The organism is Arthrobacter sp. AZCC_0090 (genome assembly GCF_014207375.1).
Lineage (GTDB): Bacteria > Actinomycetota > Actinomycetes > Actinomycetales > Micrococcaceae > Arthrobacter.
Map to the genome: position 1 here is coordinate 315556 of NZ_JACHEE010000002.1, position 26200 is coordinate 341755.

22 protein-coding genes are annotated in these 26200 nt (G+C 64.5%); 19 read left to right on the top strand and 3 right to left on the bottom strand.

Annotation, left to right across the window (positions count from 1 at the left end; translation table 11 throughout):
* Window positions 1-32 precede the first annotated feature (32 nt).
* On the top strand, window positions 33-1799 hold the full coding sequence (locus HNP00_RS04175; protein ID WP_184736244.1) for a phospho-sugar mutase: 1767 nt from the start codon (window positions 33-35) through the stop codon (window positions 1797-1799).
* Between the two features lie 27 nt (window positions 1800-1826).
* Here the strand turns inward: HNP00_RS04175 and nirD are convergent, their stop codons facing one another.
* On the bottom strand, window positions 1827-2195 hold the full coding sequence (nirD, locus tag HNP00_RS04180; protein ID WP_184736246.1) for a nitrite reductase small subunit NirD: 369 nt from the start codon (window positions 2193-2195) through the stop codon (window positions 1827-1829).
* A gap of 280 nt (window positions 2196-2475) precedes the next feature.
* Between nirD and nirB the strand changes: the two genes are divergently transcribed.
* From nirB to HNP00_RS04195, 3 genes are read left to right on the top strand one after another with little or no spacing between them, the layout of a single operon-like run.
* A complete protein-coding gene (gene nirB, locus HNP00_RS04185) occupies window positions 2476-5103 on the top strand; it encodes a nitrite reductase large subunit NirB (protein WP_184736249.1) in 2628 nt (875 codons plus the stop codon).
* Between the two features lie 13 nt (window positions 5104-5116).
* The gene (cobA, locus tag HNP00_RS04190; RefSeq protein WP_184736251.1) at window positions 5117-6151 is read left to right on the top strand and encodes a uroporphyrinogen-III C-methyltransferase; all 1035 of its coding nucleotides are present in this window, start codon (window positions 5117-5119) and stop codon (window positions 6149-6151) included.
* Window positions 6152-6161: 10 nt separating this feature from the next.
* Window positions 6162-7322, top strand: a complete 1161-nt coding sequence (locus HNP00_RS04195) for a uroporphyrinogen-III synthase (protein ID WP_260404750.1) — start codon at window positions 6162-6164, stop codon at window positions 7320-7322.
* 205 nt (window positions 7323-7527) lie between these two features.
* On the opposite strand, the gene HNP00_RS04200 is transcribed toward HNP00_RS04195, so the two are convergent.
* Entirely contained in the window at window positions 7528-8997 is a 1470-nt protein-coding gene (locus HNP00_RS04200; RefSeq protein ID WP_184736253.1) for a sugar porter family MFS transporter, read from the bottom strand.
* Window positions 8998-9129: 132 nt separating this feature from the next.
* Between HNP00_RS04200 and HNP00_RS04205 the strand changes: the two genes are divergently transcribed.
* The 15 genes from HNP00_RS04205 (at window position 9130) to HNP00_RS04275 (ending at window position 25383) form a co-directional block, all read left to right on the top strand.
* Complete coding sequence (locus HNP00_RS04205) at window positions 9130-10149, top strand: LacI family DNA-binding transcriptional regulator (protein WP_184736255.1); 1020 nt, start codon at window positions 9130-9132, stop codon at window positions 10147-10149.
* Window positions 10150-10305: 156 nt separating this feature from the next.
* A complete protein-coding gene (locus HNP00_RS04210; protein WP_184736257.1) occupies window positions 10306-13005 on the top strand; it encodes a GMC oxidoreductase in 2700 nt (899 codons plus the stop codon).
* Window positions 13002-15038 carry a hypothetical protein gene (locus HNP00_RS04215; RefSeq protein WP_184736259.1) on the top strand — a complete coding sequence of 679 codons (2037 nt, stop codon included), beginning with the start codon at window positions 13002-13004 and terminating at the stop codon, window positions 15036-15038. The genes HNP00_RS04210 and HNP00_RS04215 overlap by 4 nt, the downstream gene beginning before the upstream one ends.
* The gene (locus HNP00_RS04220) at window positions 15035-16072 is read left to right on the top strand and encodes an esterase (protein ID WP_184736261.1); all 1038 of its coding nucleotides are present in this window, start codon (window positions 15035-15037) and stop codon (window positions 16070-16072) included. Before HNP00_RS04215 ends, HNP00_RS04220 begins: the two co-directional genes overlap by 4 nt.
* On the top strand, window positions 16069-17049 hold the full coding sequence (locus tag HNP00_RS04225; protein ID WP_184736264.1) for an acetoacetate decarboxylase family protein: 981 nt from the start codon (window positions 16069-16071) through the stop codon (window positions 17047-17049). The genes HNP00_RS04220 and HNP00_RS04225 overlap by 4 nt, the downstream gene beginning before the upstream one ends.
* Window positions 17046-17528, top strand: coding sequence for a hypothetical protein (locus HNP00_RS04230; RefSeq protein ID WP_184736267.1), 483 nt, complete (start codon window positions 17046-17048; stop codon window positions 17526-17528). Before HNP00_RS04225 ends, HNP00_RS04230 begins: the two co-directional genes overlap by 4 nt.
* Before the next feature lie 7 nt (window positions 17529-17535).
* Window positions 17536-18015: a hypothetical protein gene (locus tag HNP00_RS04235; protein WP_260404751.1), complete on the top strand. Its 480-nt coding sequence runs from the start codon at window positions 17536-17538 to the stop codon at window positions 18013-18015.
* Window positions 18015-19361: a patatin-like phospholipase family protein gene (locus HNP00_RS04240; protein WP_184736724.1), complete on the top strand. Its 1347-nt coding sequence runs from the start codon at window positions 18015-18017 to the stop codon at window positions 19359-19361. Before HNP00_RS04235 ends, HNP00_RS04240 begins: the two co-directional genes overlap by 1 nt.
* A 163-nt stretch (window positions 19362-19524) precedes the next feature.
* The gene (locus tag HNP00_RS04245; protein ID WP_184736270.1) at window positions 19525-20436 is read left to right on the top strand and encodes an FAD-dependent oxidoreductase; all 912 of its coding nucleotides are present in this window, start codon (window positions 19525-19527) and stop codon (window positions 20434-20436) included.
* 142 nt (window positions 20437-20578) lie between these two features.
* Entirely contained in the window at window positions 20579-21283 is a 705-nt protein-coding gene (gene deoC / locus HNP00_RS04250) for a deoxyribose-phosphate aldolase (protein ID WP_184736272.1), read from the top strand.
* A 54-nt stretch (window positions 21284-21337) separates the two neighbouring features.
* Window positions 21338-21565 carry a hypothetical protein gene (locus tag HNP00_RS04255; protein ID WP_184736274.1) on the top strand — a complete coding sequence of 76 codons (228 nt, stop codon included), beginning with the start codon at window positions 21338-21340 and terminating at the stop codon, window positions 21563-21565.
* 351 nt (window positions 21566-21916) lie between these two features.
* Window positions 21917-22399 carry a hypothetical protein gene (locus HNP00_RS04260; protein WP_184736770.1) on the top strand — a complete coding sequence of 161 codons (483 nt, stop codon included), beginning with the start codon at window positions 21917-21919 and terminating at the stop codon, window positions 22397-22399.
* Window positions 22400-22482: 83 nt separating this feature from the next.
* Window positions 22483-23334 (top strand): hypothetical protein, encoded by an 852-nt coding sequence (locus HNP00_RS04265; protein WP_184736276.1) that lies wholly within the window; start codon window positions 22483-22485, stop codon window positions 23332-23334.
* A 16-nt stretch (window positions 23335-23350) separates the two neighbouring features.
* Complete coding sequence (locus tag HNP00_RS04270) at window positions 23351-23860, top strand: hypothetical protein (protein WP_260404752.1); 510 nt, start codon at window positions 23351-23353, stop codon at window positions 23858-23860.
* The gene (locus tag HNP00_RS04275) at window positions 23857-25383 is read left to right on the top strand and encodes an OmpL47-type beta-barrel domain-containing protein (RefSeq protein ID WP_184736280.1); all 1527 of its coding nucleotides are present in this window, start codon (window positions 23857-23859) and stop codon (window positions 25381-25383) included. Before HNP00_RS04270 ends, HNP00_RS04275 begins: the two co-directional genes overlap by 4 nt.
* Before the next feature lie 10 nt (window positions 25384-25393).
* On the opposite strand, the gene HNP00_RS04280 is transcribed toward HNP00_RS04275, so the two are convergent.
* Window positions 25394-26200 (bottom strand): metal-dependent hydrolase, encoded by an 807-nt coding sequence (locus tag HNP00_RS04280; protein WP_184736282.1) that lies wholly within the window; start codon window positions 26198-26200, stop codon window positions 25394-25396.

Genomic DNA, 26200 nt, shown 5'->3' on the forward strand with positions numbered 1-26200 from the left:
CATCCATGCTCTTTGACGATAGCTTTATCCCTATGACATCGAGCGATGCCGAATTTGAAAAGCTGATATCCGACGCCGGCGAGTGGGCAGCCCAGGACCCGGACCCAATCACCGCAGCAGCACTTTCCGAATTGACCGGACTCGCCTCCAGCGGCGTTGCCGCGGCCCGCCAACAGCTTGAAGACAGCTTCAGTGGAACGCTGCAGTTCGGTACCGCGGGACTCCGTGCCGCCCTCGGTCCGGGCCCCAACAGGATGAACCGCGTAGTAGTGCGGCGGGCAGCAGCAGGTTTGGCGGCCTTCCTCAAGGACGCCGTTGCGACGGCCTCCCCCGGAACGCGGCCGCGCGCCGTCGTCGGCTATGACGCCAGGCACAACTCCGATGTCTTTGCGCGGGAAACGACGGCGATCTTCACGGCCGCGGGAATCGACACGTTCCTGATGCCTTCGGCACTTCCTACCCCGCTGCTGGCGTATGCGGTCCGGTCCCTTGATTGCGACGGCGGTGTCATGGTCACTGCGAGCCACAACCCGCCGCAGGACAACGGTTACAAGGTGTACTTGGGCGGCCGGGCCGTGGAGGAAAGCGGCCGCGGATCCCAGATCGTGACGCCCTACGATTCGCAGATCGCCGCAAGCATCGAATCAGTGGGTTCCCTGGACTCCATCGCCTTGGCTGAATCCGGCTGGACCGTGCTCCCCGGCTCCATCACCGGCGAGTACGAGGCCGCAATGGCTGGCTTGGCCGATGTCGAAAACTTCCCGGCACGGGAACTGAAGGTCGTCCTCACGCCCATGCATGGCGTGGGCGGTGCGACCGCGGTCTCGGTTCTTAACGCGGCAGGCTTCACCGACGTGACGCTGGTGGAAGAGCAGGCAGCACCGGATCCGGACTTCCCCACGGTCAGCTTCCCCAACCCGGAAGAGCCCGGGGCGCTGGATCTGGCGTTGGCCGCTGCGGCGCGTTCGGATGCCGACATTGTGCTGGCCAACGACCCCGACGCCGACCGCGCGGCTGTCGCCGCGAAGGATCCCGACACGGGTGCCTGGCGGATGTTGCGGGGCGACGAAGTAGGCTCCCTGCTGGGCGCCCACGTGGTGGCGCGCCACACCGCCGATAGCCGGCAAAGCGACGCCGCTCCGGGCCATGTCGCAAAGAAGGGTGTTTTTGCCAATTCGATCGTCTCGTCCCGCCTGCTCTCCCGCATCGCTGCGGCGGCCGGCTTCGCCCACGAAGAAACCCTGACGGGATTCAAGTGGATTTCACGCGTTCCGGGACTCGTCTACGGCTACGAGGAAGCCTTGGGCTACTGCGTGGCGCCCGAGCTCGTGAGGGATAAGGACGGCATTTCCGCTTCCTTGCTCATCGCCGAACTAGCGGCAGCGGCCAAGGCTGAAGGAAAGACAGTCTTCGACACCCTGGACGAGATCTACCTGGTGCACGGCCTGCATGCGAGTGACCAACTCAGCATCCGGGTGGCGGACCTTGGCTTGCTGGACGCCATGATGAACCGGCTCCGGGCCGATCCGCCGGAGTCCTTCGGCGGCTCCGCCATCGAGACCTTTGTGGACTTGGCCGAGGGAAGTGAACAACTGCCACCCACAGACGGCCTCCTCTACCTCACGAAGGACCAAAGCCGCGTCATCATCCGGCCCAGCGGCACCGAGCCGAAGCTCAAGTGCTACCTGGAAGTCATCAAGTCAGTCGGTTCCGCGGCGGAACTCGCGGAAACCCGGCACTCCGCACGGACCACCTTGGACCACATACTGGCTGACGTCCGCGAGGCGCTGGGACTCTGAGGCGCCTGGCCCTGTCGGGGCTCTGAGCTAGACTTCGACTTCGATGAAGCCGTCAACCATACGGGTCTTGAAGGCCGGGAGCCGGAGTTCGGGGTTCGAGTAGCATTCGCCGGTCTGAAGATCGTAGACCTCCTTGTGCAACGGCGAGGCGATGGTGGGACGTGATCCGCGGGAACCGGTGATGCCGCGGGCCATGACGTTGGCCAAGGTTGCGGGGTCCTGCTGGGCAACCGCGTACACCTTTTCGGCGTCGACGCGGAAGAGCGCCACCTGAATGCCGTCGATCAAGGCGGCCTCGCCCCACGCCAACTCAAGCTCGTCCAACGGGCACACTCGGTGCCAGCCGGACGCCGGCGCGCTCATCAGTTGTTCTTCCCGTTCCAGAATGACGGTCATGTCAACCCCTCTCACTGTGCCATCGACTGGACGAATACTGTCCTTGCCTTTCAGGCGTTGGCCGCCTAGCGGCCACACTTTCAAGGTAGGCCGCGAGTGTTTCACCGGAACGCAGTCAATGTGTCCGGTGCGTAAAAGAGACCTCACACGCAACGACATGCAATCGTGACCCAGAAGTTAAGACCACGAAACAAAAGGGAAACTGAGGCGAAACTGCCCGTCCGTAGTCTGAAATGACAAGTTGCGGAGCACGTTCTGCGGCGTATGCGAAAGGCCACCAGTGACCGGACACACTTCCAACCCAGAAAACCTGCGCCGTATTGTTGTCGCCGGTGGAGGCCCTGCGGCCCACCGTTTTGCCGACGCCATGCACACCCGCGGTCTTGAGGGCTGGCACGTCACGGTCCTGGCCGAGGAGGTCCACGTTCCCTACGACCGCGTCACGCTGAGCAAGGCCCTCACCGACGTGGACTATGACCTCACCTTGGGCGACATGTCCATGTGGGCGCACGATGCTTTGGATCTCCGCACCGGCGAGCGTGTAGTAAGCATTGATACGCAAGCCAAGACCGTGGAAACCGCGGCCGGCAACAGCTTCCCCTACGACCATCTGGTGGTTGCCACCGGTTCGGACGCAGCGCAACTCTCCTTCCCCGGCGGCGAGCTCGCCCACGTCTACCGCACCCTGGACGACGTCTGGGCCATCAACAAGGCCATTGCCGAACTCACGGAGAAGCTCGGCCGGACCGTCAGGACCGTGACCATCGGTGGCGGCCTCCTCGGCTTGGAAGCTGCGGCCGGCACCATGGAGCTCGGAGCGCAAGCAACCGTCATCAACGGTTCACGCTGGCTCATGAACGCCCAGCTGGATGAAGGCGCCGGCCAGGCATTGGGCCGGCTCGTCACCGCCAAGGGACTTGAAGTCCTCACCGGAACCTACCCCGCCGAAGTATTGTCCGACGACGACGGCCAGGTCACCGGCGTCCTCATGAAGGACGGCCGCATCATCCCCGCCGACATGGTCATCGCGTCCATCGGCATCCGTCCCCGCGATGAACTATTCCGCACAGACGAAGACTCCACTGATGGCAAAGAGCCGCTGTTCGAACTGGGCAAGAAGGGTGGCGTGGTCATCAATGACCATTGCGCCACGCCAGTCCCCGGTATCTGGGCCATCGGTGAAGTCGCCAACTTCGGCGGGATGTGCCTGGGTCTTGTGGCCCCGGCGAACACGATGGCCGAGATCGTGGCCGACCGGCTGCACGGCGGACAGGCAACGTTTGCGGGCTTCGACACCGCCACCAAGCTCAAGCTCTCCGGCGTGGACGTGGCCAGCTTCGGCGACGCGTTCGCCAGGACCGAACACTCCCTGGAAATCGTCTACGCCGACCCCGCCCGCGGCGTCTACCAGAAGATCGTCACCACCGACGACGCCAAGACCCTCCTCGGCGGCATCTTCGTCGGCGACGCCACCCCCTACATGAGCCTGCGCCCCCTGCTCGGCCGCGAACTCCCCGCCGAACCCGGCGCCTACCTCACCGCCGCCGGCGGCGGCGAAGCACCCGAAACCGAACTACCCGACGACGCGATCCTGTGCTCCTGCAACAACGTCCCCGCCGGGAGCATCCGCGACGCCGTCAACGGCTGCGGCTCCTGCGAGGGCAACGCCCCGGTCCGGGAACTGGGCGAACTGAAGACCTGCTCCCGGGCCGGCACCCAGTGCGGTTCGTGCGTGCCGATGCTCAAGAAACTCCTCGAAGGCGAGCTGAAGAAGTCCGGCATCGAGGTCTCCAAGGCTTTGTGCGAGCACTTCAGCCTCTCCCGCCAGGAACTCTTCGACGCCATCCGCGTCCTGGAACTGGACTCCTTCGAGGACATCCTGGCCAAATACGGCACCGGCGCCGGCTGCGATATCTGCAAACCGACCATCGCCTCCATCCTGGCCAGCCAGAACAGCGAATACGTCCTGGGCGCCGGGCGCGGCACCCTGCAGGACACCAACGACCGCGCCCTGGCCAACATGCAAAAGGACGGCACCTACTCCGTGGTTCCGCGCATCGCCGGCGGCGAAATCACCCCGCAGGGCCTGGGCGTGATCGCCCGCGTTGCCGAGAAATACGAGCTCTACACGAAGATCACCGGCGGGCAGCGGATCGACATGTTCGGCGCCCGTCTCGAACAACTCCCGGAGATCTGGAAGGAACTGGTCGAGGCCGGTTTCGAGTCCGGACAGGCCTACGGCAAGAGCCTGCGCACGGTGAAATCCTGCGTGGGCTCCACCTGGTGCCGCTTCGGCGTCCAGGACTCCGTGGCCATGGCGATCAACCTGGAACTGCGCTACCGCGGACTGCGCAGCCCGCACAAACTCAAAATGGGCGTCTCCGGCTGCGCCCGCGAATGCGCCGAAGCCCGCGGCAAGGACGTCGGCGTCATCGCCACCGACAAAGGCTGGAACCTCTATGTCGGCGGCAACGGCGGTTTCCAACCCGCCCACGCCCAACTCCTCGCCCAGGACCTGGACGACGACACCCTCATCAAATACATCGACCGCTACCTCATGTACTACATCCGCACCGCCGACCGCCTCCAACGCACCGCCCGCTGGCAGGAAGAACTCGAAGGCGGCCTCCAGCACATCGAAGACGTCATCGTCCGCGACTCCCTCGGCATCGGGGCGGACCTTGAGGCAGCCATGGCCCGCCACATCGATACCTACCAGGACGAATGGGCCGAGACCCTCAAGGACCCTGAACGGCTCCGCCGCTTCCGCTCCTTCGTCAACGCCCCTGACCAGAAAGACGAAGCCATCGCCTTCGTCCCCGAACGCGGCCAGATCCGCCCGGCCACCAACGAGGAAAAAGGCGGCGTCCTCATCGCCAGCACGATCCCCGTTCGTGGCCAGGACTAAGGAGCAAGAAGCCATGCAGCTCACCATCGACCTCACAGACCGCGACGTTCTGGTCACCGGTTCGGCCAACGCCGCCCGGCAGGCCGTCCGCCGTTACGAAGCCGCCGGCGCCATCGTCTACCGTCTCAGCACGCCTGACGGTGCCGAGGGCGATGGCCCGCTGCCCGAGCGCCCGTTCCTCGTCGCGGCCGTAGACGACGGTGAGCCCGGTTGGGAGCCGTTGCTCGACCGCTGCCGGGAAGCCGGGATCCCCATCGCCATCGAACCGGCAGCCGGGGAGCCAGGCCGTGTCACGTTGGTCGGCGGTGGACCCGGCGCCCTGGACCTGCTCACCGTCGGCGCGGTCCACGCGCTGCGGGACGCCGACGTCGTCTTCTACGACCGCCTCGCTCCCTACCAAGAATTGGTGCGCCTCACGTCGGCGAAGCTGGTGGATGTCGGCAAGCGGCCGGGCCACCACAAAGTAGCCCAGTGCGATATTGAGAAGCTCATGGTTGACGCCGCCCTGTCTGGGAACAACGTGGTCCGCCTCAAAGGCGGCGACCCTTACGTCTTTGGCCGCGGCGGCGAGGAAGTCGCGGCCTGCGCCGCCGCCGGCGTCCCCGTCCGCGTCATCTCCGGAGTCACCAGCGCCATCTCCGTCCCAGCGGCCGCAGGCATCCCCGTCACCCACCGCGAAGTCAGCCATATATTCACTGTGGTGTCCGGCCACGCTCCGCTGACCGAAAAGGAACATACCCATCTGGCCGGCCTCGGCGGCACCATCGTTGTTCTCATGGGCATCGGGACCCTCCCGCAGCTGGCGGCCGGGCTGCGCCGGGCGGGAATGGACGCAGGAATGCCCATGGCCGTCGTCGAACGCGGCTACCGCCCCGGACAACGCACCACCATCGCCGAACTCGGCACCATCGAAACGGCTGCCGCTGGCTGTAGCAACCCGGCCGTCCTGGTCATCGGCGAGGTGGTCCGGGTGGCCGAAGCCAACCGCAATCATGCCGAAGCCTCCGCAGAACTGAGCCGGCTCGCGGCTTCGCTCCTTGAAGCCTGAAGGAAACCCTATGACCACTCTGAACGCCTTTGATTCCGTCGATGCAGGTTCGCCGCTGGCCGCCCCTGGACCAAACGACGATGCGCCGCTGGACGGCTTCCGCATCGGAGTGACTTCGCACCGGCGGTCGCGTGACCTGATCGAGGCCCTCGAACGGCGTGGGGCCTCTGTGCTGCATGCCCCTGCCTTGAAGATCGCGCCGGTCCAGGAAGACATCACGCTCATCGAGGACACGAAAACGATCATCGCGGCCAAGCCCGATATCTGCATCGCCACCACCGCTTATGGAATGCGGCGTTGGTGCGAAGCCGCGGATTCTTTCGGCATCGGCGAGCAACTTCTCGAGGTCCTGGGCGCGTGCCGCATGTTCGTGCGGGGACCAAAAGCACGCGGTGCCGTCCGCGCGGCGGGGCTTGCCGACGTCGGGATCAGCAGCGACGAAACCACCGCCACACTGGTGGACATGCTCCTTCAAGAGGGCGTCCGCGGAAAGACCGTCGCCGTGCAATTGCACGGCTACACCGACGTCCGCCAGCTTGAGCGCCTCCGTATGTCCGGTGCGACAGTCCTCACCGTCACCCCCTACCGCTGGGTGAAGCCCGACGGCGAAGACAAGCTGCCGCGCCTCATCGAAGCCGCCTGCAGTGGGGACTTGGATGTGCTCACCTTCACGAGCGCGCCTGCGGTAGACGCCATGTGGAGCACAGCCCACGAAATGGGCATGTACCGCCAACTGATCGAGGCCCTCAAGACCCAGGTGACCGTTGCCGCCGTCGGGCCTGTCACCGCACAACCGCTGATCGACGCCGGACTGTCCCCCCTCATACCGGACCGCTACCGCATGGGTGCGCTCATCCGGCTCGTCACCGAACATCTGGCCCTGAACCATGTTCGCCGGCTCGATACTCCTGCGGGGAACATTGAGCTGCGCGGCCGCTGTTTGAGGATCGATGGCGCGGTGGTGGAACTGGCCCCGGCTCCGTTGCTCCTGCTGCGTGCGCTCCTGGGTGCCGCCGGTGCCGTCCTGTCCCGCGAAGCGCTCTCCGACCTTTTGGAATTGCGAGGCTCCGTCCACGCCCTTGACATGACGGTGAGCCGATTGCGGTCCTCCCTGCCGGACGGAAAGCTTGTGGAAACCGTGGTGAAGCGGGGCTACCGGCTCCGCGTCTAGGTCCTTCCCCGCGATCCTCGCTCACTTATGGGCCGGTTTCGGCCGATCCTCCTGCAGATCTTCCGGTAAAGGCTGGCCCCCTGCACTTTTATGTGCAGGGGGCTTCCGTTTCACACCCCAAATATGCAGGAGGGTCCGGCGATTTGGGCTCATAGGTGAGCGAGCGTCTTAAGACCCGACCTCATAACCCGCGGGGACACGACTGCTACGAGCCGACGGGTGCCTGGTGTTTGTGAACCAGGTAGATGGCACCGGTGGTGACGTCTTCCTCCAGCGCCTCCAACGTGCGGCCACGGGTTTCGGGGACCTGCTTGACGACGAAGACCAGGGCCAGCGCCCCCACGACGGCGAAGAGGAAGAAGGTGCCGGTGATCCCGACCCCCGCGACCAGCGACGGGAAGAACAGCGAAAGGAAACCGTTGACGACCCAGAGGAAGAAGATCGAGACGCCGGTACCGAAGCCGCGCATGTGCAGCGGGAAGACCTCCGACAGGTAAACCCACACCGCGACGTTCAGGAACGTCTGCATGGATCCGACGAAGGCAACCACCAGGAAGAGAATCACGTACGGGCGGATCGGGTTGCCCACGGGCAACATCATTGAAGCGAACCCGATGAGCAGATGGCAGCTGGTGGTCAGCGTGAGGCCGAGGATGAAGGTCTTGCGACGGTCGATCCGGTCCATCAGCGACAGGGCGATGACGCCGCCCACCACGGCGATCACGCCGGGCGCAATGTTCGCGATGAGCGCGCCGCTCTCATTGAAGCCCGACTCGACGAGCACCGTCTGGCCGTAGTACATGATCGAGTTGATGCCGGTCAGCTGTTGGGCGACGCCTAGGCCGATTCCCACGAGTAGGATGCGGAACAGGTTCTTGTTGCTAAAGACCGCGCGCCAGCCGATCTGCTGGCTCTCCTGCTCCTCCTTGGCGACGTTCTCGACCTCGCCGAGCTCCGCAAGCGCGCGGTCCTCGGAACGGACGGACCGCAGCACCGCGAGGGCCTCATCGTGCCGGCCCTTCTCCACGAGCCAGCGCGGCGACTCGGGCACGCGGAGCATACCGAAGAACAGCGCGATCGCCGGCAACGCGCAGACCGCAAGCATGATGCGCCACACCCCGGGGATGTCGCCCCACACGATGCCGATGATGGCGTTGACGACGAAGGCCGCCAGCTGACCGACGACGATCATGAGCTCGTTGCGGCCGGCCAGGGAGCCGCGGATCTCATACGGGGCCATCTCCGCCAGGAACACCGGGACCACCGCCGAGGCGCCGCCCACGGCGAGACCGAGCAGGATGCGGCCGACGACGAGCACCCCGAAACTCGGCGTGAACACGCACACCAAGGTGCCACCGAAGAACAGCACCGCCAGGAGGATGATGGTCTTGCGGCGCCCCCACCCGTCGGAGATGCGGCCGCCCGAGAGCGCCCCGATCGCCGCGGCGAAGACGAGCGAGCTGGCAACGATGCCCTCGGTGAACGGGGTGAGGCCGAGCTCGGCCGTCATTGGCCTCAGGGCGCCATTGATGACGCCCGTGTCATAACCGAACAGCAGGCCACCGAAGGTGGCGATCAGGGCGACCAGGCCAAGGCGCTTGCGATGCGGGCCGTTGGTCAGCGGAGGAAGCGCGACTGCGCTGCCGCCTCCCTTTTGACTTTGAGTAGCAGACATCAGGACTCCTTTGTCTTGTGATGCGGGTCATGTACCCGCCCTAACACCAGACTAACGCGCGAAAGATTTAAATGTAAGGTCAAACTAACAAATGACTTAATGTGGACGTCTTCGCCGTGGGAAGATGAAGGCATGGGTGTTGACCGGCAGCTCCGTCCCGCAACACAGAGCGACGTGGCTCGCGAAGTCGGCGTCTCCCGCACGCTCGTGTCTTTCGCATTCCGCGATGCTCCCGGCGTCAGCGGCGAGACCAAGCAGGCCATCTTCGACGCGGCAAAACGCCTCGGGTACCGGCCCAACGCGGCCGCCGCCGATCTGGCACGCAAGCACCGCTCCGCCGTCGGACTCTACCTGATGGACATCCGCAACGAGGTCTTTGCGGACATCCTCAGCGGCGTACGGATAGCACTCCCCCAGGCCCGCAACCGACTCATCCTCAGTGTCTCCCGATCCGTCGACGGCGTGGACCCTGGGGCAGTGGACTCGCTGATCGAGGCGCGGGTGGGGATCATCATCGCCGCAACTCTGCTGGATTCCGACGAGCGAGTGCGGGAACTGGCACAGATAGCCCCGCTCGTCAGCGTCATGCGGCCAGTGGCGGGCGTCGACAGCGTGTATTCCGACGACGAAGCCGGCGCCCGGGCTGCCACAGAACATCTCCTCAGCCTTGGACACACCCGGATCGCCCATCTCGCCGGACCCAATTATGACGGCCATACGGTCCGCCGAAGAAGCTACGAGAAGGCGATGCGCGACGCCGGAATGGTTCCATGGACGGTACCTGCCCATGACTTCACACAAGATGCCGGGCAACGCGCCGCCGCCGAACTGCTTGAGTCCGCAGACCGGCCCACGGCCATCTTCACCCACAATGACCAGTTCGCCTTGGGGGCACGCGAAGCCGCGTACGCCATGGGCCTGGCGATCCCCGGGGACCTGTCCTTGGTGGGCTATGACAATTCACGGACCGGCCGGCTCCACGGTATCGATCTGACCTCGGTGGATCTCCACGCGATGGAACTGGGGCGCACGGCCGGCGCGGTAGCTATGGAGCGGCTCGACGATCCCGACGCTCCCATAGTAGACAAGCGCCTCACGCCGGAGTTGGTTGTCCGCAACTCAACGGCCCGGCCGAAGAGAACCGCGAAGTAGAAAAGAGTACGAGTTCCCGCGTAAGCAACGCATGCAATAACTCCAGATCATGGACAGATTCCCGGCCCGGTGGGAACATGGGGCCATAGTCCGCGGAGGCATCGTCCGGCTACGCCCGGGTGGCTCCAGGTCAGCTCTCCTGTGAGAGGAACGGCCATGGTTCGTCTGGGGACCAGGGAAAGTGGGGACGCGGGTTTCGGGCCTGCTTCTGATCCTCTGCGCCACGGAGATGGTGCCATCGAGACCGTCGACGCCGTGGTGGTGGGTTCCGGTTTTGGTGGCGCTGTCGCTGCGCTGAGGCTGGCTGAGGGCGGCAAGTCCGTAGTCCTCATGGAACGCGGCAAGGCTTATCCGCCGGGAAGCTTCGCCCGCACGCCGTCGGAAGTGGGCCGCAATTTCTGGGACCCGGACCGTGGCCTCTACGGATTGTTCGACGCCTGGACGTTCCGCGGGACCGAAGGCCTCGTGTCCAGCGGATTAGGCGGCGGCTCCCTCATCTATGCCAACGTCCTGCTGCGCAAGGACCCCAAGTGGTTCGTCAAGGAATCCCCGGTGCCTGGCGGCGGCTATGAGAACTGGCCGTTCAGCTATGAGGACTTGGAACCGTTCTATGGCGAAGCCGAAAAGATGCTTCAACCTGTCCCCTATCCCTACCGGGACACGCCCAAGACCAACGCCATGGAGGCAAGCGCCGCAGCCCTGGGCCTGGCCATTACACGGCCTCCCATTGCCGTGACCTTTTCCACGGGCCCCGACGCCGAGCCGCGAAGCAACCAGCCGCTGCCCGCCGCGCCCTACGGCAGTGTCCATGGCGAGGGGACCGTCAGGACCACCTGCCTTCTCTGCGGAGAGTGCGATATCGGCTGCAACGTCGGCGCCAAGAACACCCTGGACCACACCTATCTGTCCGCCGCGAAACGCGCCGGCGCAGATCTGCGCACTTTCCACGACGTGCGCGGCATCCGCCCGCTACCCGGCAACGGACTTCAGCGCGGCGGCTACGAAGTCCGCTACGTAATCCATGATCCCCAGGACCCCGGCGCGCTGCTGCGCGAGCGGTTCATCCGTTGCCGTCGCCTGGTTCTCGGTGCGGGCACATTCGGCAGCAACTTCCTGCTCCTACGCAACCGGGGTTCCCTGCCGGGGCTCAGCGAAACCCTGGGCACAAGGTTCAGCGGCAACGGTGACCTCCTGACCCTCATCATGGATGCGAAGACCGGCGAGGCAGGCCCACCGAACGGGCGCGGTGGCACCCCGGGAGTCCGGATGCTTTCGGGCAGCCGGGGCCCGGTGATCACCACGGCCATTCGCGTTCCGGATACGGTGGACGGAGGCTCCGGCCGCGGATATTACGTGGAAGATGCCGGATATCCGGCCTTCATCAACTGGTTGATCGAAACCGCCCAACTGGGGCAAGTGGCCCGCCGTACTGCCAAAATGGCCACGCAAATCCTCAAGGACCGGCTGTTTGAAGGCCACCATTCCAACATCTCTGCAGACTTGGCCGCGGCTCTTGGTGATGGTCGGCTGTCCAGCAGTTCCGTTCCGTTGCTGGGTATGGGACGCGACATCCCCGACGGCGTGATGAGCTTGCAGGATGGCAGGCTCGCCATCGACTGGACCCTGTCCTCGTCTGAGGGCTACTTCAGCAGGGTGCAGAAAACGATGGAGGACATCGCCGGCCAACTGGACGGGAACTTCGTGGACAATCCCCTGTGGTGGGCCAAGAGGGTCATCACGGTGCACCCCATCGGGGGTTCGCCGTCCGGAAGGAATCCCTCCGAGGGCGTGTGCGATGAATACGGCGAAGTGTTCGGCTACCCCGGCCTGCACGTGGTGGACGGTGCCGCGATGCCCGGACCCGTGGGAGCGAATCCTTCCCTCACTATCGCGGCCTTCGCGGAGCGGGCGTGCCGGCACATCCTTGAGTCGGACAGCTGGCCGGGCGCCATGGGAGCCGGTCCGGTTTCCGGAGAGCGCGGAGGCATCACTCCCGTGCAGGGTCCGCCCGTGGCGGCGGCCGCCGTCGTCGACCAAGCCGAGACCGCGCCACGTGCACTTGCCCCCGATGCGACCAAAGGCATCTCGGGCCGCAAGGAAAAGCCGGCCGCGGCCTCCGGGCCGGCGCAGCAGGTTCGCGGGCTTGATCCTCATCGAGAGTTCGAAAACAAAACCACGTCCGTCAGTTTCACGGAGCAGATGCACGGCTGGTTCAGCCCTGGCATCTCCGATCCCGAAAAGGGCCGTAGCCTGGGCCGCGACCGGGGGCGCCGGATCATGTTTGAACTGACCATCACGGCGAAGGACATCGATGCTTTCGTCGCAGATCCCGCCCACCCGGCCGCGGCCGAAGGTTATGTGCTGGCGGACCAGTTCGGTGGACGATTGCCCGTGGAGAGGGGCTGGTTCAACCTCTTCGTGGAAGGTGGCTCCGAAGGAGACAACGGCGACGGCACACCGAGCAGGCGCATGCTGTACCGGCTCTGGCTGCGCGATCCGGGCGGCACCCCGCTGACGTTCACCGGTTACAAGCTCATCCACAACGAGGCCGGCTTCGACGTCTGGCCGGACACCACCATCCTTTACGCCACGATTCTGCGGGGCCATGTTCCGCCGCCGGAACCGGACGCAGCGGCGAGGAAGGACGACGACGGCGACGATCCTGCCGTCGTCGGCGCCGGGATACTGCACATCAGGCCGCTGGACTTCGCCTGGCAACTCACCACTTTCCGGGCTGTGGGCCCGGCTCCCGCGGCTGGGCTCACGGCGTTTGGGAAATTGTTCCTGGGCGAGCTCTGGCAGGTCTACGGGCGAACTGTTCCCAAGATTCCGTTCCCTTTCCGGCCGCGATCATGAAGCACTGGGAGTTGGCACAACACGGCGGGGAACTGGGATTCACGCCCCGCGATACTGTCCGCTGGCTCTCGCCCATTGCCCTGGGCCGCACGGGCCTCAAGGTAGCGGCGGCAACCCTCTTCGCCGATTTCGGCGACAAGCGCGAACTCGAGGCCGGGCTCCCGGGCGAGCCGCTGTACCTTGACCGGCTCCCGCTGCCTGGCCAGGCCGCCCAGCCTGCCGTCATGGACAAGGGCTTGCCCGCGCCGGACGAACTGCGGAGCCGGGTGGAAGAACCGGCCGGAGCCCCCACGACCAAGGAATTGTGGCTTGATTTCACCGCTGACCTCGGCGACGGTTTCGACGCTACGTATTCGGTAGCGCTTCTGCTGGCCCAGGACAGGCTCGAGGTGGCTGGACATGCCCTGCCGCGGGGCAACGTCCTGGTGCTTGGCGGCGACGAGGTCTATCCCGTGGCGTCGCCGGAACGCTACGAAGACAAGATGGTGGGCCCGTACCGCAAGGCGTTTCCCGCTCCCGTGCCTGGCACTTCGGACACTCCGCCACCGAGCGCCTGTCCGCCTGCCACGTTGATGCTGGCGCTGCCCGGCAACCACGACTGGTACGACGGACTCACGTCGTTCATCCGCTTGTTCACGAGGCAGCGCAGTATCGGAGCCTGGCGAACAGTCCAGAACCGAAGCTATTTCGGCGTGCGGCTCACCGGCGGTCCCGGCAACCCGGGCTGGTGGGTGCTGGGCCTGGACAGCCAACTTGGCCAGTACATCGACGAGCCCCAGTTGGAGTACTTCTACAAGAACGTCACCACGCAGCTGAAGCCGGGCGATGCCATTATTCTGTGCTTGGCTTCTCCATACTGGATCTTCTCCGATTCCCCCTCGGCGAGCGCCTTCCGCCAGGTCAACTTCTTCGAGCAGGATTATCTGCGCCGCCGCTTCAACCCGATCACTGGCCGCTTCGAGGACACAGGCGCCATAGTCCGTCTCTGGCTCAGCGGCGACCAGCACCATTACTCACGCTTCGAACAAAGCGCCCAGGGCGCAGAGGGAGCACAAAGCAGTCCCGGCGATGGAAGCGAATCAAGCCAGCCGGGACGAACGCAGCTCATCACGTGCGGGCTCGGCGGCGCCTACCTCGCCGACACCTCCGAACTTCCCGAGGAAATCATCCTGCCGACGCCCACCACGTCGCCGAACGTCTCGGCGTCGCTCCCAACGCCGGACGTCGGCTCGCTCGGCCGCAGCTTCACGCGGACTCCCACGTGCTACCCCAGTTGCGACGACGGCCGGAAAATGAGGCGTCGGCTCGCAAACCCGTTCTCACCGTTTTGGCTTCCTGCCCGGAATCCAGGCTTCGGACCTCTTCTGGGACTGATCCATGTGCTCTTCTTCCTGGCCGGATGGACTGTCTTCAGCAGCTTCCGCGGCCAGTCACTCATGGACACCCTTGGTTCCCTCGAAGGGGCCGGCCTGGCACGGCCGTTGCTCTACGGCGTGTTGGGACCGCTTGTACTCCTCGGCGCGCTGGCATTGCTCTGGAAATTGTTCGGCACCTCATCGGTGATCCGGGACCGCAAGGGCCTTGTCACCTTCCTGCGCGGAGTGCTGTACCAACTCGCGGCGATGGGAGTGGGCCTGGTGGTCGTTGCAGTCCTGCACTGGCCTCCCGGCTGGCCTCAATTCCTGGGGGCCCTTTTCGCCCTTGCAGTCATCTTCGTGAGCGGCTGGGTCCTTGGCAGTGAGGCCTTTGCCCTTTTCATCCTGGGTACGCGAGACGGTGAAGTGGCGTCTTGGACGATGTCCGGGCAGTCGGTGGAGGACCACAAGGGTTTCCTGCGCATCCGCCTGGCCCCGGACGGCACGCTCACGGTCTACCCGCTGGTCATCGATGAGATCTGCCGCGATTGGGCGCTGGAAACCACGGCCGACGGCGTCCGTCCAGTGCCGGCCAAGGGCGGCACTGCCGCCGGGCTCCCGGCAGTCCGGCTACTTGAAACGCCCATCACCATCTCCCGGGAAGGAATTTCACCATGACTGTCACCCGGGCCGAGCACCACACCGAGGTCATCCCCTTCCTGGCCCGCGACGACACGCCGCTCAGCCTTGTGCACGTGAGTTCGCCACTGAGTCCCGGCAAGGGTCCCGTGCTGTTGGTGCATGGGTCCGGGGTCCGCGCTGAACTCTTTCGGCCACCGGTCCCCACCACGCTGGTCGATGTGCTGCTTGAGGACGGTTGGGACGTCTGGATGCTGAACTGGCGGGCCTCGATCGACCTCGACCCCCTCTCCTGGACACTAGGCGACGCCGCGGTCTACGACCATCCCGCCGCCGTCGAGCACGTCCTCCGGGCCGCCGGCGCCGCGACCCTCAAGGCCGTGATCCACTGCCAGGGCTCCACATCGTTCGCCATGTCTGCCGCGGCGGGCCTGCTGCCGCAAGTGGACACCATCATCTCCAACGCAGTGTCCCTGCATCCGGTGGTTCCGGCGTTCTCGCGGCTCAAGATCGACTACCTGACGCCCGTGGTGAAGCTGTTCACTCCTTATTTGTCGCCGTCGTGGGCGTACAAGTCCGAGGGCTATTTCACCCGCCTCATCCGTTTCCTGGTCAAGGCCGGCCACCACGAATGCAACAACACGGTCTGCAAGATGGTCAGTTTCACCTACGGCAGCGGCAGGCCGGCCCTGTGGTCCCACGAAAACCTCGACGACGCCACGCACGAATGGCTCAAGGGTGAATTTGCCGAGGTCCCCGTGAGCTTCTTCGAGGAAATGGGCCGCAGCATCAAGGCGGGGCACATGGTGGCAGCAGGCAACCACCCCGAGCTCCCGGAGAACTTCGTGGCCCAAGCACCTCGGACCGACGCGCGGTTCGTCTTCCTGGCCGGCATGGACAACCTCTGCTTCCTGCCCGAGAGCCAGGAACGCACTTTCGAGTTCTTCCAGGCCCACAGACCCGGCAAGGATTCGTTGCACCTCATTCCCGGCTACGGCCATCTGGACGTCTTCTTCGGCGCCCGGGCGTGGCGGGACACCTTCCCGATCATCGTCCAAGAGCTGAACTCATGAACAACGTCGACCAGCTGCTCGCATCCCTCCTCAAGCTCATGCCGTCGCCCCTCCCCCGCCGGCAGATTGAACTCACCGGCCAGTACGCAAAAGTGGACGGCATCAAATACGTCATGCCAGTCAATTCGGACGACTCACCCGTGCTCATGGCGGCCTTCCCCATCAATAAACGCGCCGCCGCAGCGCTGCTCCCCGGAACGGAAATGCGGCCTTTCAGCCTCGGCGGCAAGGGGCTGCTGGTGGTCACCGTGGTCAACTACAAATCGACGGACATCGGCAAATACATCGAATATTCCTTGGCCATTGCCATCACCCACGGCAGCCGGCCCGTGCCGCCGATCCTGCCGCTCATTTTCCAGAAGACGTTCAAGCTCGGCCAGTTCGTGGTGGACCTGCCCGTCAGCACCGAAATCTCGGTCAAGGGCGGCAAGGGAATCTGGGGGATGCCCAAGCACCAGGCCAACCTCGATTTCGTCGTCACGGACCAAACTGTTTCGGCCCAATACGACCAGGACGGAAAGCTGGGCTGCTACATCGAAATCGAACGGCCCGAGCCGGCCGGACTCCCCTTGAAGTTGGCTGCCTCCAACTATTGCGCCTTCCGCGGGATGCTCTGGAAGTCGGATATCTACTTCGAAGCCACCGGGGACATCGCCCTTGGCAAGGAGGCGAAGGCTCGGCTCATCCTGGGTGACGCGCCCGGCGTCGCGCCCTTGAAGACCCTCCGGGTGGAGCCGAAGCCGGTCTTCACCGCATGGCTTCCGGAAGCACATGGAGTCTTGGACGACCACTACGAGGCGTGGTTCGTCACGGCCGCGACGGAAGCGGAAGCGGCTGCCCTCCGCGGCGGAGACATGATGGACAGCGTGGTGGGCCTCGGTCAAAGCCAGGAGTGGCTGGCACCTCCGGACCGCTCCCGCCCAGGCGTACGGCAATCGGCACAGCAGACGCAGACCGGCCCAGGGCAGGCATCATGAACTGGCTCCTCCTCCTGAACGCCTTGTACTTCCTCTTTGGATCCACCATGTACGTGGGCACCATGTGGGTCCTCAAATGGTTCCTCTACCCCACCTGGAAGTCCCTCTCCCGCGACAACGTGGACATGCACTTCGGCATTCCAACCCGTGCGGCCACGAAATTCTTCACAGTGGTGGTGCCCATCATGTTCGTCTCCGGGGCCATTCTGGTGTGGACGGAATGGGGCAGCATCCGGGTCGTTCCCGCCATCATCTGCCTGCTGGGCATCATCGCACTGACGGTGGTTGGCCAGGGAATCATCATCCCCATCAACATCAGGATCCGCGGCGGCGATTTCAAGGACGACGCCGAACTCCGCCAACTGCTGCTGCGCTGGATGTTCCTCAACGACATCCGCTTCTACGTCTCCACCCTCACCTGGCTCTCCATGGTCTGGCTGCTCGTAGACCGCGGCAGGCTACTGGCAAGCTACTTGTGAGGTTCCCATGAGCACCGCGCACCCACAGCCGCACCCGCGTCCGCACAAGGAACACGCTCCCGGGGTCCTGAATTGGGCCACCGCCGATCCGTTGCGGGCCGTCCTGGCAGCCATCGCCATCATCACTGTCTTTTCCGGGGCAGCGCAGATTCCGTTCGGTGCGGCCATTCTCCAGCTGATCGGGGCAGAGCCAACGCCGGAGGCGCACCAACTCTTCGGCACCGTAGGGATGTTCATGGTGGTGGTAGGCGGACTGCTCCTGCACACCCTGCTCAACCCCGTAGCTTCGCACGAAGTAGTCCTGTGGTCCGGAGTGCAGAAGGCAGGCGCGTTCACCGCCGTCGGGATCGGAGTCCTGAACGGCGTCTTCGCGCCACTGGCGCTGACGGTTGCCTTCTTTGATCTTGCGACGGCGGTGCTCTGCTTCATCTATTGGCGACGCCTTGCGTCCGCCGGGGGTACGGTTCCGGGGAGGGCTAGGACGTGATGCGCTCCCTGGTGTTGGCCGGAGGCGGGATGCGCGTGGCTTGGCAGGCCGGCGTGGTGCGGGCGCTCGCGGAGGAAGGGCTCACGTTCGACCATGTGGACGGGACGTCCGGCGGGATATTGACGGCCGGGATGATGCTCTCCGGAGTGTCCCCGGAGGACATGTGCAGCAACTGGTCCGGCGTCAACGTCAAGGACTTCGGCTCGGCCCTCCCCCTGGGCGACTATCTGAAGGGACCGTGGTCCTTGCCTGCCATTGGCGATGCCGACGGCCTCCTCAACAAAGTGTTCCCGGCTTTGGGGATCGATGCTGCTGAGATCCGTCGCCGGGCGGCGGAACCGGGCGCCGTCGGGGGCTCCTTCAACGTGGTGGAGTTCGTGGAAAAGCGCTGCCACGCGCTTGACGCAAGCGAGATCGATCCGGAGCTCATGGCCGCCGGAATGTCGTTGCCCATCTTCCTGACACCGTTGCGGCGGGACGGCAAGATCTGGACCGATGCCGTCTGGGTGCGCGACGCCAACGTCCAGGAAGCGCTGCGGCGGGGTGCTGACGAAATCTGGCTGATCTGGTGCATCGGGAATTCCCCCTATTGGGGCGACGGCCCGCTGGAGCAGTACGTCCACATGATCGAAATGAGTGCCATGGGCGCACTCCTTGCGGATTTCGAGGCGGCCAAGGCCATCGGACGCGAGTTTGTGCTCCACGTGGTGCGTCCGGAGCATCCCCTCCCGCTCGATCCCGAGTTCTACCTGGACCGGATCAACGCAGACACCTTGATCGGCATGGGCTACCGGGACGCACGGAAATACCTGGACTCGATGACCAGCGACGGCTTGGCGAAGGATTCTTCCTGTACGGCCATGACCGAGCCTCCTACCGGGGTCCGTTTCAACGACACCCTCCGCGGTGAATCCGGCGGGGAACCGCTGACGTTGACGGCCACCGTGGTGCTGCCCTCCGCCGACGCCGGAGCCGCACCACAGGTGTCCGGTTTCCTTGACCACGGGCCGTTCGGAGCCCGCGTTTTCCTCGCCGACGGGCGCGTTGAAACCCACGGGGAAAACGTCAGCTACAGGGCGCGAGTAAAGCTCGACGGCGGCTGGCAGGACGTGTCGGTGACCCGCACCTTCCACGACGATCCGGGACCTGACGCGTGGTCCGATTCCCGCCGCGCCCGGCTGGTGGTGGAAGGGCGGATCGATACCGAGGTCAGCATGAGCCTCGGCGACGCCGCAGGGCTCATCGCGTCGGCGGAACCCGTTGGTGCCCACGGGTTCCTTGGCCGGGCCAAGGCGGCGGAGACCTTTGTAGCCAACGGACTCCGGGACCTCCTGCAGAGGTACTGAAACGCGCGTCCTTCCCCGTGTGATCCAGCTCATTACCGGCGGGTAACCATCAGGGAACGGGCGCCTGCGAAATAGCAACAACGGGGAAACACCACCGAAAAACCCAACGCCTACGCTGGGCACAGGCAAGCACCCACAGGTCAATCCAGCGAAGGGACCCACCATGTCCATCACCCCGCCCGCAGACTCCATCCACCTCGTCATCGCAGGAGCCGGGCCCGCCGCCCAGGCGCTCGTGCGTCGGCTGATGGGGATCAGCACACCCCACAAAAGCCGCCAACAGCCGGGAACCGCAGCCTTCCACGGCACCATCACCGTCCTGAGCAACCGCGACGATTGTTCCGATGCCCTCCTCGAGCTAGCTGCCCTCCCCCAGGTTTCCGTTCGTTTCGGCCAGGCCGCGAGCTTCATTGATGCCCAGGCCCGCACGGTGACCACCACCGAGGGCATGGAGTTCCCGTACGATCAGCTGGTTGTCGCCACCGGCTCCTCGCCCATGTTTCCGCCGGTCCAGGGCGCTGCACGCGGGCTGAGCTACTCCACCATCGACGACGCCGAGCAAATCGGCACCGCGGTCAAGGACATTACCCGGGTCTTGGGCCGTCGCCCGCTCGGAATCCTGGTGGGCACCGGCCCGGCGGCCGGCCAAGCCGAGGCTGTGCTGCGTGCCCGCGGCGTCCGACCCGTCCGCACCACCTTGCGCCCCGCTGCCGTCATGCCTTCCGTCGCCGGTTCGGTCTTCCCGGCCACGGGGATCGTCTTCGAAGACGGCAGCAGCATGAACGGCGATCTTGTGGTGCTCGCCGAGGAACGGCTCCCCCGCAACGAGCTCGCCGAAAGCGCCGGCGTGCAAACAGCTCCCGACGGCGGCATCCGGGTGGGGCGCGACCTCGCCACGTCCGTGGCGGGCATCTGGGCGATCGGTGACGCCGCCTCCTGGGACGGCATGCGCTTGGGCCTCGTCTTGTCTTCCGATGCCGCCGCGGCCCATTGTGCCGCCCGGCTTGAGGAAGACGCCAGGGTCCGCGCTCCGAGGTCCATACCGTCTGCAGGTTCCGCCGTCGCCGCCGCTTGAGGAGGCGTGAGGCGGCCCGACACCCGGTATTCGCGCCGTTTCAGGGCAGCCTCCACGGCGGCGCGGCAGTGTGGCAAGATGGTCATTTGACGAGCCGCGACCCTTGCGGCAGAAGCCACCGGGCCGCCACGGAAGGACCTCCATGAGCAACCAAGCCTCCACCGCACTGGACAGTAGTGCAAGCATCGCTTCCTACATCGACCACACCCTTCTCAAGCCGGAGGCCAGCGAGGCCGAGGTGCGCCAGGTCTGTGCCGAGGCGGCCGAGTACAAGTTCAAATCGGTCTGCGTCAATCCGATTTGGGTTAAGACCGTCACCAAGGCCCTCAAGGGTTCCGGCGTGCTCACCTGCTCGGTGATTGGGTTCCCGCTGGGGGCCACGCCCAGCGACGTCAAGGCTTTTGAAGCCCGTGGTGCCGTGTTGGACGGTGCGGATGAAATCGACATGGTGATCAACATCGCCGCAGCCCGAGCCGGGGACAAGGGCGCATTGGTGGACGACATCACGGCCGTAGCGGAGGCAGTCCACGCGGGCGGGGCCATCCTCAAGGTCATCATCGAGACCGCGCTACTGAACGACGAGCAGAAGGTCCTGGCTTGCGAAGCCTCCGTCGAGGCCGGGGCGGACTTCGTCAAGACATCAACCGGCTTCAACGGTGGCGGCGCCACAGTCGAGGACGTTGCCCTCATGCGCAAGACGGTAGGCCCGGACCTCGGCGTCAAAGCCTCCGGTGGCGTGCGTTCCCTGGCTGATGCACAGGCTATGATTGCTGCTGGTGCAACACGTATCGGTGCGAGCTCCGGAATTGCCATCGTCAAAGGTGAACAAGGTTCATCCGCGTACTGAATTGCACCGCAGCCGCCAAGGTTTTTGAGCCCCCAGGGGCCGAGGAGGAAAAGCATGTCCCAGAACGCCACGAGCCAGCCCATCGAAAAAGAGAACCCACTGGGCCAGAGCATTCTGCTCTTCGTGTTCAGCATGGTCCTGTTCCTCGGTGCGATCTATTCGCTGTCCTTCCTGACGCTGAGCAACCCGTGGCCCATGGCCGTGTGCCTCGGCCTGTTTGCGCTCGCATTCTGGATTCCGCAGACCATCCTCGGCCGCTCCAACTCGGCAGGCGAAAGCTAAGAAACCAACTGCAAAAGTTGTGGCCCCGGACTTTGGTCCGGGGCCACAACTATTTAAGTGTGACTCCACCACTTCTGACCTCCTTTCAACGCGAACGACGGCGGCGCGCCCCGAAAAAGGGCGTGTCGCCGTCGTTCCCCACCAAAGAAGGTCGGAAGTGGTGGTCGAGCAAGTAGTACCACTCGTTTTGAATGGGAAAAACGGGTAGCACCACTCGTTGTTTGTTAAACACCCACCATGCCAGCATTTGGTCATCGAATGAATGGGCAGTCAAAGCAGGATTGGTAATTTGCGAATTCCTTGCCGCTGTTCACCTATTCCGGGGAATAACAATTAACAAGGAGTCTCATCATGCGTAAATTGAGCAAAAAAGGAAAGATCTACGCGGCAGCAGCATCAATTGCCCTCGTAGCAGCAAGCGGCGGAGCAGCCTTCGCATACTGGACCAACACCGGTAGCGGTGTCGCCTCGGGCGCAACCGGCACAAATGCGCCGGTTACGGTCGTGCAGACCAGCGTCGTCACCGATCTGAAGCCGGGCGGCGCGCCTCAGGCCTTGAGCGGCAACTTCAACAACGGCAACACCAGCCCGGTTTATGTTGCCAGCGTGACGGCAAGCATCGCGAGCGTCACCCAGGCCGCTGGTGCAGTCGGGGCCTGCGACGCCGGCGACTTCACCCTCGCCTTGCCGACAATGACCGTCGGCCACGAAGTGGCCAGCGGCACGGGTATGGGCAGCTGGGGCGGTGCGACGATCGCGTTCAACGACAAGACCGGCACCAACCAGGACGGCTGCAAGGGCGCCACCGTCAACTTCACCTACACCAGCAACTAGTCGAGGGCTGGTGGGCCGGCAACGGCCCACCAGCTTGTGCTGTCTTAACAGAACCACGTAGAACAAACCCAGAGGAGGAACCGGTGCCACGCATTCCGGAGCTATTCCGATCGCCGATCCGCACCGCCCGCGCGGGCGCCAAGGTGCTTCTGGTTGGCCTTCTTTTGGTGACCTTTACGTCAGGCGTCGTGCTCGCCGCCAATAGCAACGGAAATGGAAACAGCGCCCAAAACCCCGAAAAAGGCATCACCTTACAACTTGCACCTACCAGCAGGTCCGTGACACAGGGGACCTCGGCAAGCTTCAACGTCGTGGTCCAGCCCACAGGCGGGTTTACTGGCAACGTCTCACTGTCAATCTCGGGGCTGCCGGCAGGCGCCACAGCATCGTTTTCGCCCGCAGTCGTCGCCGTCGGGACCGGATCAGCATCAGCGAACCTCAACGTGTCCACGACATCCGCCACACCTCTTGGAACCTACTCCCTGAGCCTCAAGGGCAGCAGCGGAACGACACAGTCCGCGGTCGTCGTCGTTTCCTTGACTGTGACCGCCGGCCAGCACCAGCCGTTCACCATCTCAGGCGACCCCACCGGACTTCTGGCACCTGGCAACGCCGTGTCGATTGATCTTCGTTTGGCGAACCCGGGCAATTCCAGCCTCAACGTCACCGGGCTTACTGTATCCATCACTGGAGTCACCAGAACTGCAGAGGCTGTGGCGAATAACCGGCCATGCAATCCTTCGGACTATGCAGTCACACAATTCAGCGGCAGTTATCCGATCTCTGCCCCGCCAGGCAATTCCTTTCTCTCTACAAGCGGCATCCTGGCGGCTCGGTGGCCACAGATAAGAATGCTGGACACCTCGCTCAACCAGGACGGCTGCAAAGGCGCAACCATCCAGCTTTCCTACTCCGGAACGGGACAGGGCAACTGAAATGCGGGCAACTGACATGAAAGCGAACAGGTGGATGAAGACCGGCTCCTTGGCCGCGGCCAAAGCGGCTGTGACGGCTGCCTTGCTGAGCCTGGTGCTGGGAGTCGGATCGGCCTACGCCTATTGGTCCAGCATCGGGATCGGCAGTGGCTCGGCCGCCAACGGCACCATGCAGACGGTGACCGTGGACGCTTTGGTGGCCGGTGACAGTCCCGCAACCACCCTCGTCCCTGGAGGTAGCGCGGAGGTCATCGTGCGAGCGAACAATCCAAATGCCTTCACTGTGCAGGTGTACAGCTTCATCGCCAACGGAGCCGCTACCGCGGATTCATCCCACCCGCTGTGCACTACCACGGGCGTGACGTTCAACGCCCCGACCGCGCCACTCACTCCAACGGTGTCCATCCCGGCAAACTCCTCCGTTCTGATCACCCTGCCCGCAGCTGCGTCAATGTCGACGGCATCACAATCCAGCTGCCAAGGCGCCGTATTCCACCTTCCAGTGACGATGGCGGTCCGCAAATGAACAAGCCCAAGCACTCTGCAGGCCGCGGATACAGGCACGCACTCCACCGTCGCGTGACGTGGACGCTCCTGGCAGTGCTCTTCATCTCCTGGGGCGGCCCGGCAGCCAACGCCTTCTGGCAATCGCTGAGCAGCAGCAATTTCGGTGCAGCCAAAGCAGACACCATGCCGCAAGGCGGCGCACCGGCAGGCTCATTGAGCGGCACCAATGTCACGGTCAGCTGGGCTGCCGCCACCACAGCGGGCGGACACGCAGTGGCGGGCTACACCGTGGCCCGCTACTCGGCTCCTTCCGGCGGTACCAAGGTCGCCGCTGGAGGAGGCTGCACGGGGACGGTATCCGGCTTGGGCTGCATCGAGCAAAGCGTCCCCGACGGAACCTGGTATTACACCATCACGCCGATAATCTCACTCTGGACGGGTGCCGAAAGCGCGCGGAGCGCGGGCATATCCATCGATACGACTCCGCCAACCGTCAGCGTTGCGTCAATATCCCCGACGCCGAACGCGGCGGGTTTCAACAACACCAGCCCGGTGACCGTGAACCTCAGCGCCGTCGACAACCCGGGCGGCTCCGGCGTCGCGACCATCAAGTACACGATCGACGGCGGCAGCACGGTGACCGTCAACGCGGCCACAGCGGCAGTGAATGTCAGCGGCGAGGGCACCCATACCGTCTCCTACTTCGCCTCGGACGTCGCAGGGAACACCAGCACTCCGAAGACCCAAACGGTCAAGATCGATACCATCGCGCCGGATCGCCCCTCGATCTCCGCACCGGCATGGGTGAACAACGCCAACAAGAGCAACGTTCTCGTGACTGGCACGGCGGAGGCAGGGGCCTCAGTAACCCTCACGGTCACGGACGCCGGCGGTACAAACTCGGCCAGCCAGACCGTCACGGCCAACGGATCCGGTGCTTGGAGCACGAGCGGCCTAAGCCTCGCAAATCTGAATGACGGAACCATCTCGTACAGCGCCGTGGCCAAGGATGCTGCTGGCAACACGAGCCAGCCAACCACGGTTGCCTTGTCCAAGGACACTTTGGCTCCCACGGTTTCATCCATAACGATGGCCAATGGCAAATCGTCGGGCGTAGCCGATAAAGGAGACACGCTCACCATCGTCTTTTCCTCGGATATGGACGCACACACCCTGTGCAGTGCCTGGGATTCAACGTCAGCCACCCACTCCGCCACGGGCACCGTCAGCATCAGCGCCGCCAATGACACACTGACACTGACCAGCGGCGGAAGCTGCTTGGTTCCTGCTTTCGGAAGTGTGCTTCTCAACGGGGACTACAACTCGAACGCCAGCCAGGCCCGGACGTTCTCAGCCCCGATCACCTGGACCCAATCCACCGGGACACTCGTGATCACGCTCAACGACAACGGCACAAACGGAAGCAAGGGTGGCGGCGTCCCCTCGAGCCTGCCTGTTTACACCCCACCGGCAGACGCCGCGGATATCGCGGGCAATCCCCTGACAGGTACCTTCACCGCCGGGATCGCCTCCGGATTCTAGGGATCCACTATCAACCGTCCAGGCCCTGCAACAGGGCCTGGACGGTTGGCCACTGGCTTCGGATCAGCGTCCAGGCCGCCAAGCCAAGCCCAACCATGGCATAGCCGCCCACCGGAATCAGGACAAGCCATTCCCGCCGCGAACCGGCTTTGCCGAGAAGAGGGATGGAGAATGCGCCGTTGGCCCGCCAGATTCCGCTGACGAGGGGCAGTTTGCGCCAGAATTTCGGCGGCTTGATGACGATGGGCCACAGCAGCGGTACTCCCCCGGTGGTGATCATGTCACCCACAATGTGGACAACGACGCCGGTCAACATGGAGAGGGGCAACCAGCTCCACTGGTGCGGCGCGAACCACGTCACCAGTCCGGCCATGGCAAGGGCGAAGACCCAATTGACGAGCCAGCCGGAATTCGGAAAAAGCTTGAGGGCCTTGGCGGCCAGGTTGATCATGAACATGCACAAGAATCCGGCACCCACGGACAGACGGCCCACGGGAGTATCCAGCTGGAACTGGGCAGCCATGGCCGCGAGCACCACAAAAGCCGAAGCGCCCAGCAATGAATGGGTTCCCTGCCGGTGGCCCCCGCTGGCCTTCTCGATCCCGACGGCAATCACGTTGGACAGCGGCGGGAGCGAGTGGGCGATGGTACTTGAGCGGTGGTCCCAGTCGCACACCAAAGCAGTTCCCGCCGTCGTCATCGCTCCGATGAGTATCCCGGTGGCGTCCAGCGGGTACCACCCCAAGGCGTACGGGCCGGTTGAAGCGATAGCTATCCACGCCGCGGCCCCGGACGCGGCGTGGTGTCCTCCCATCAT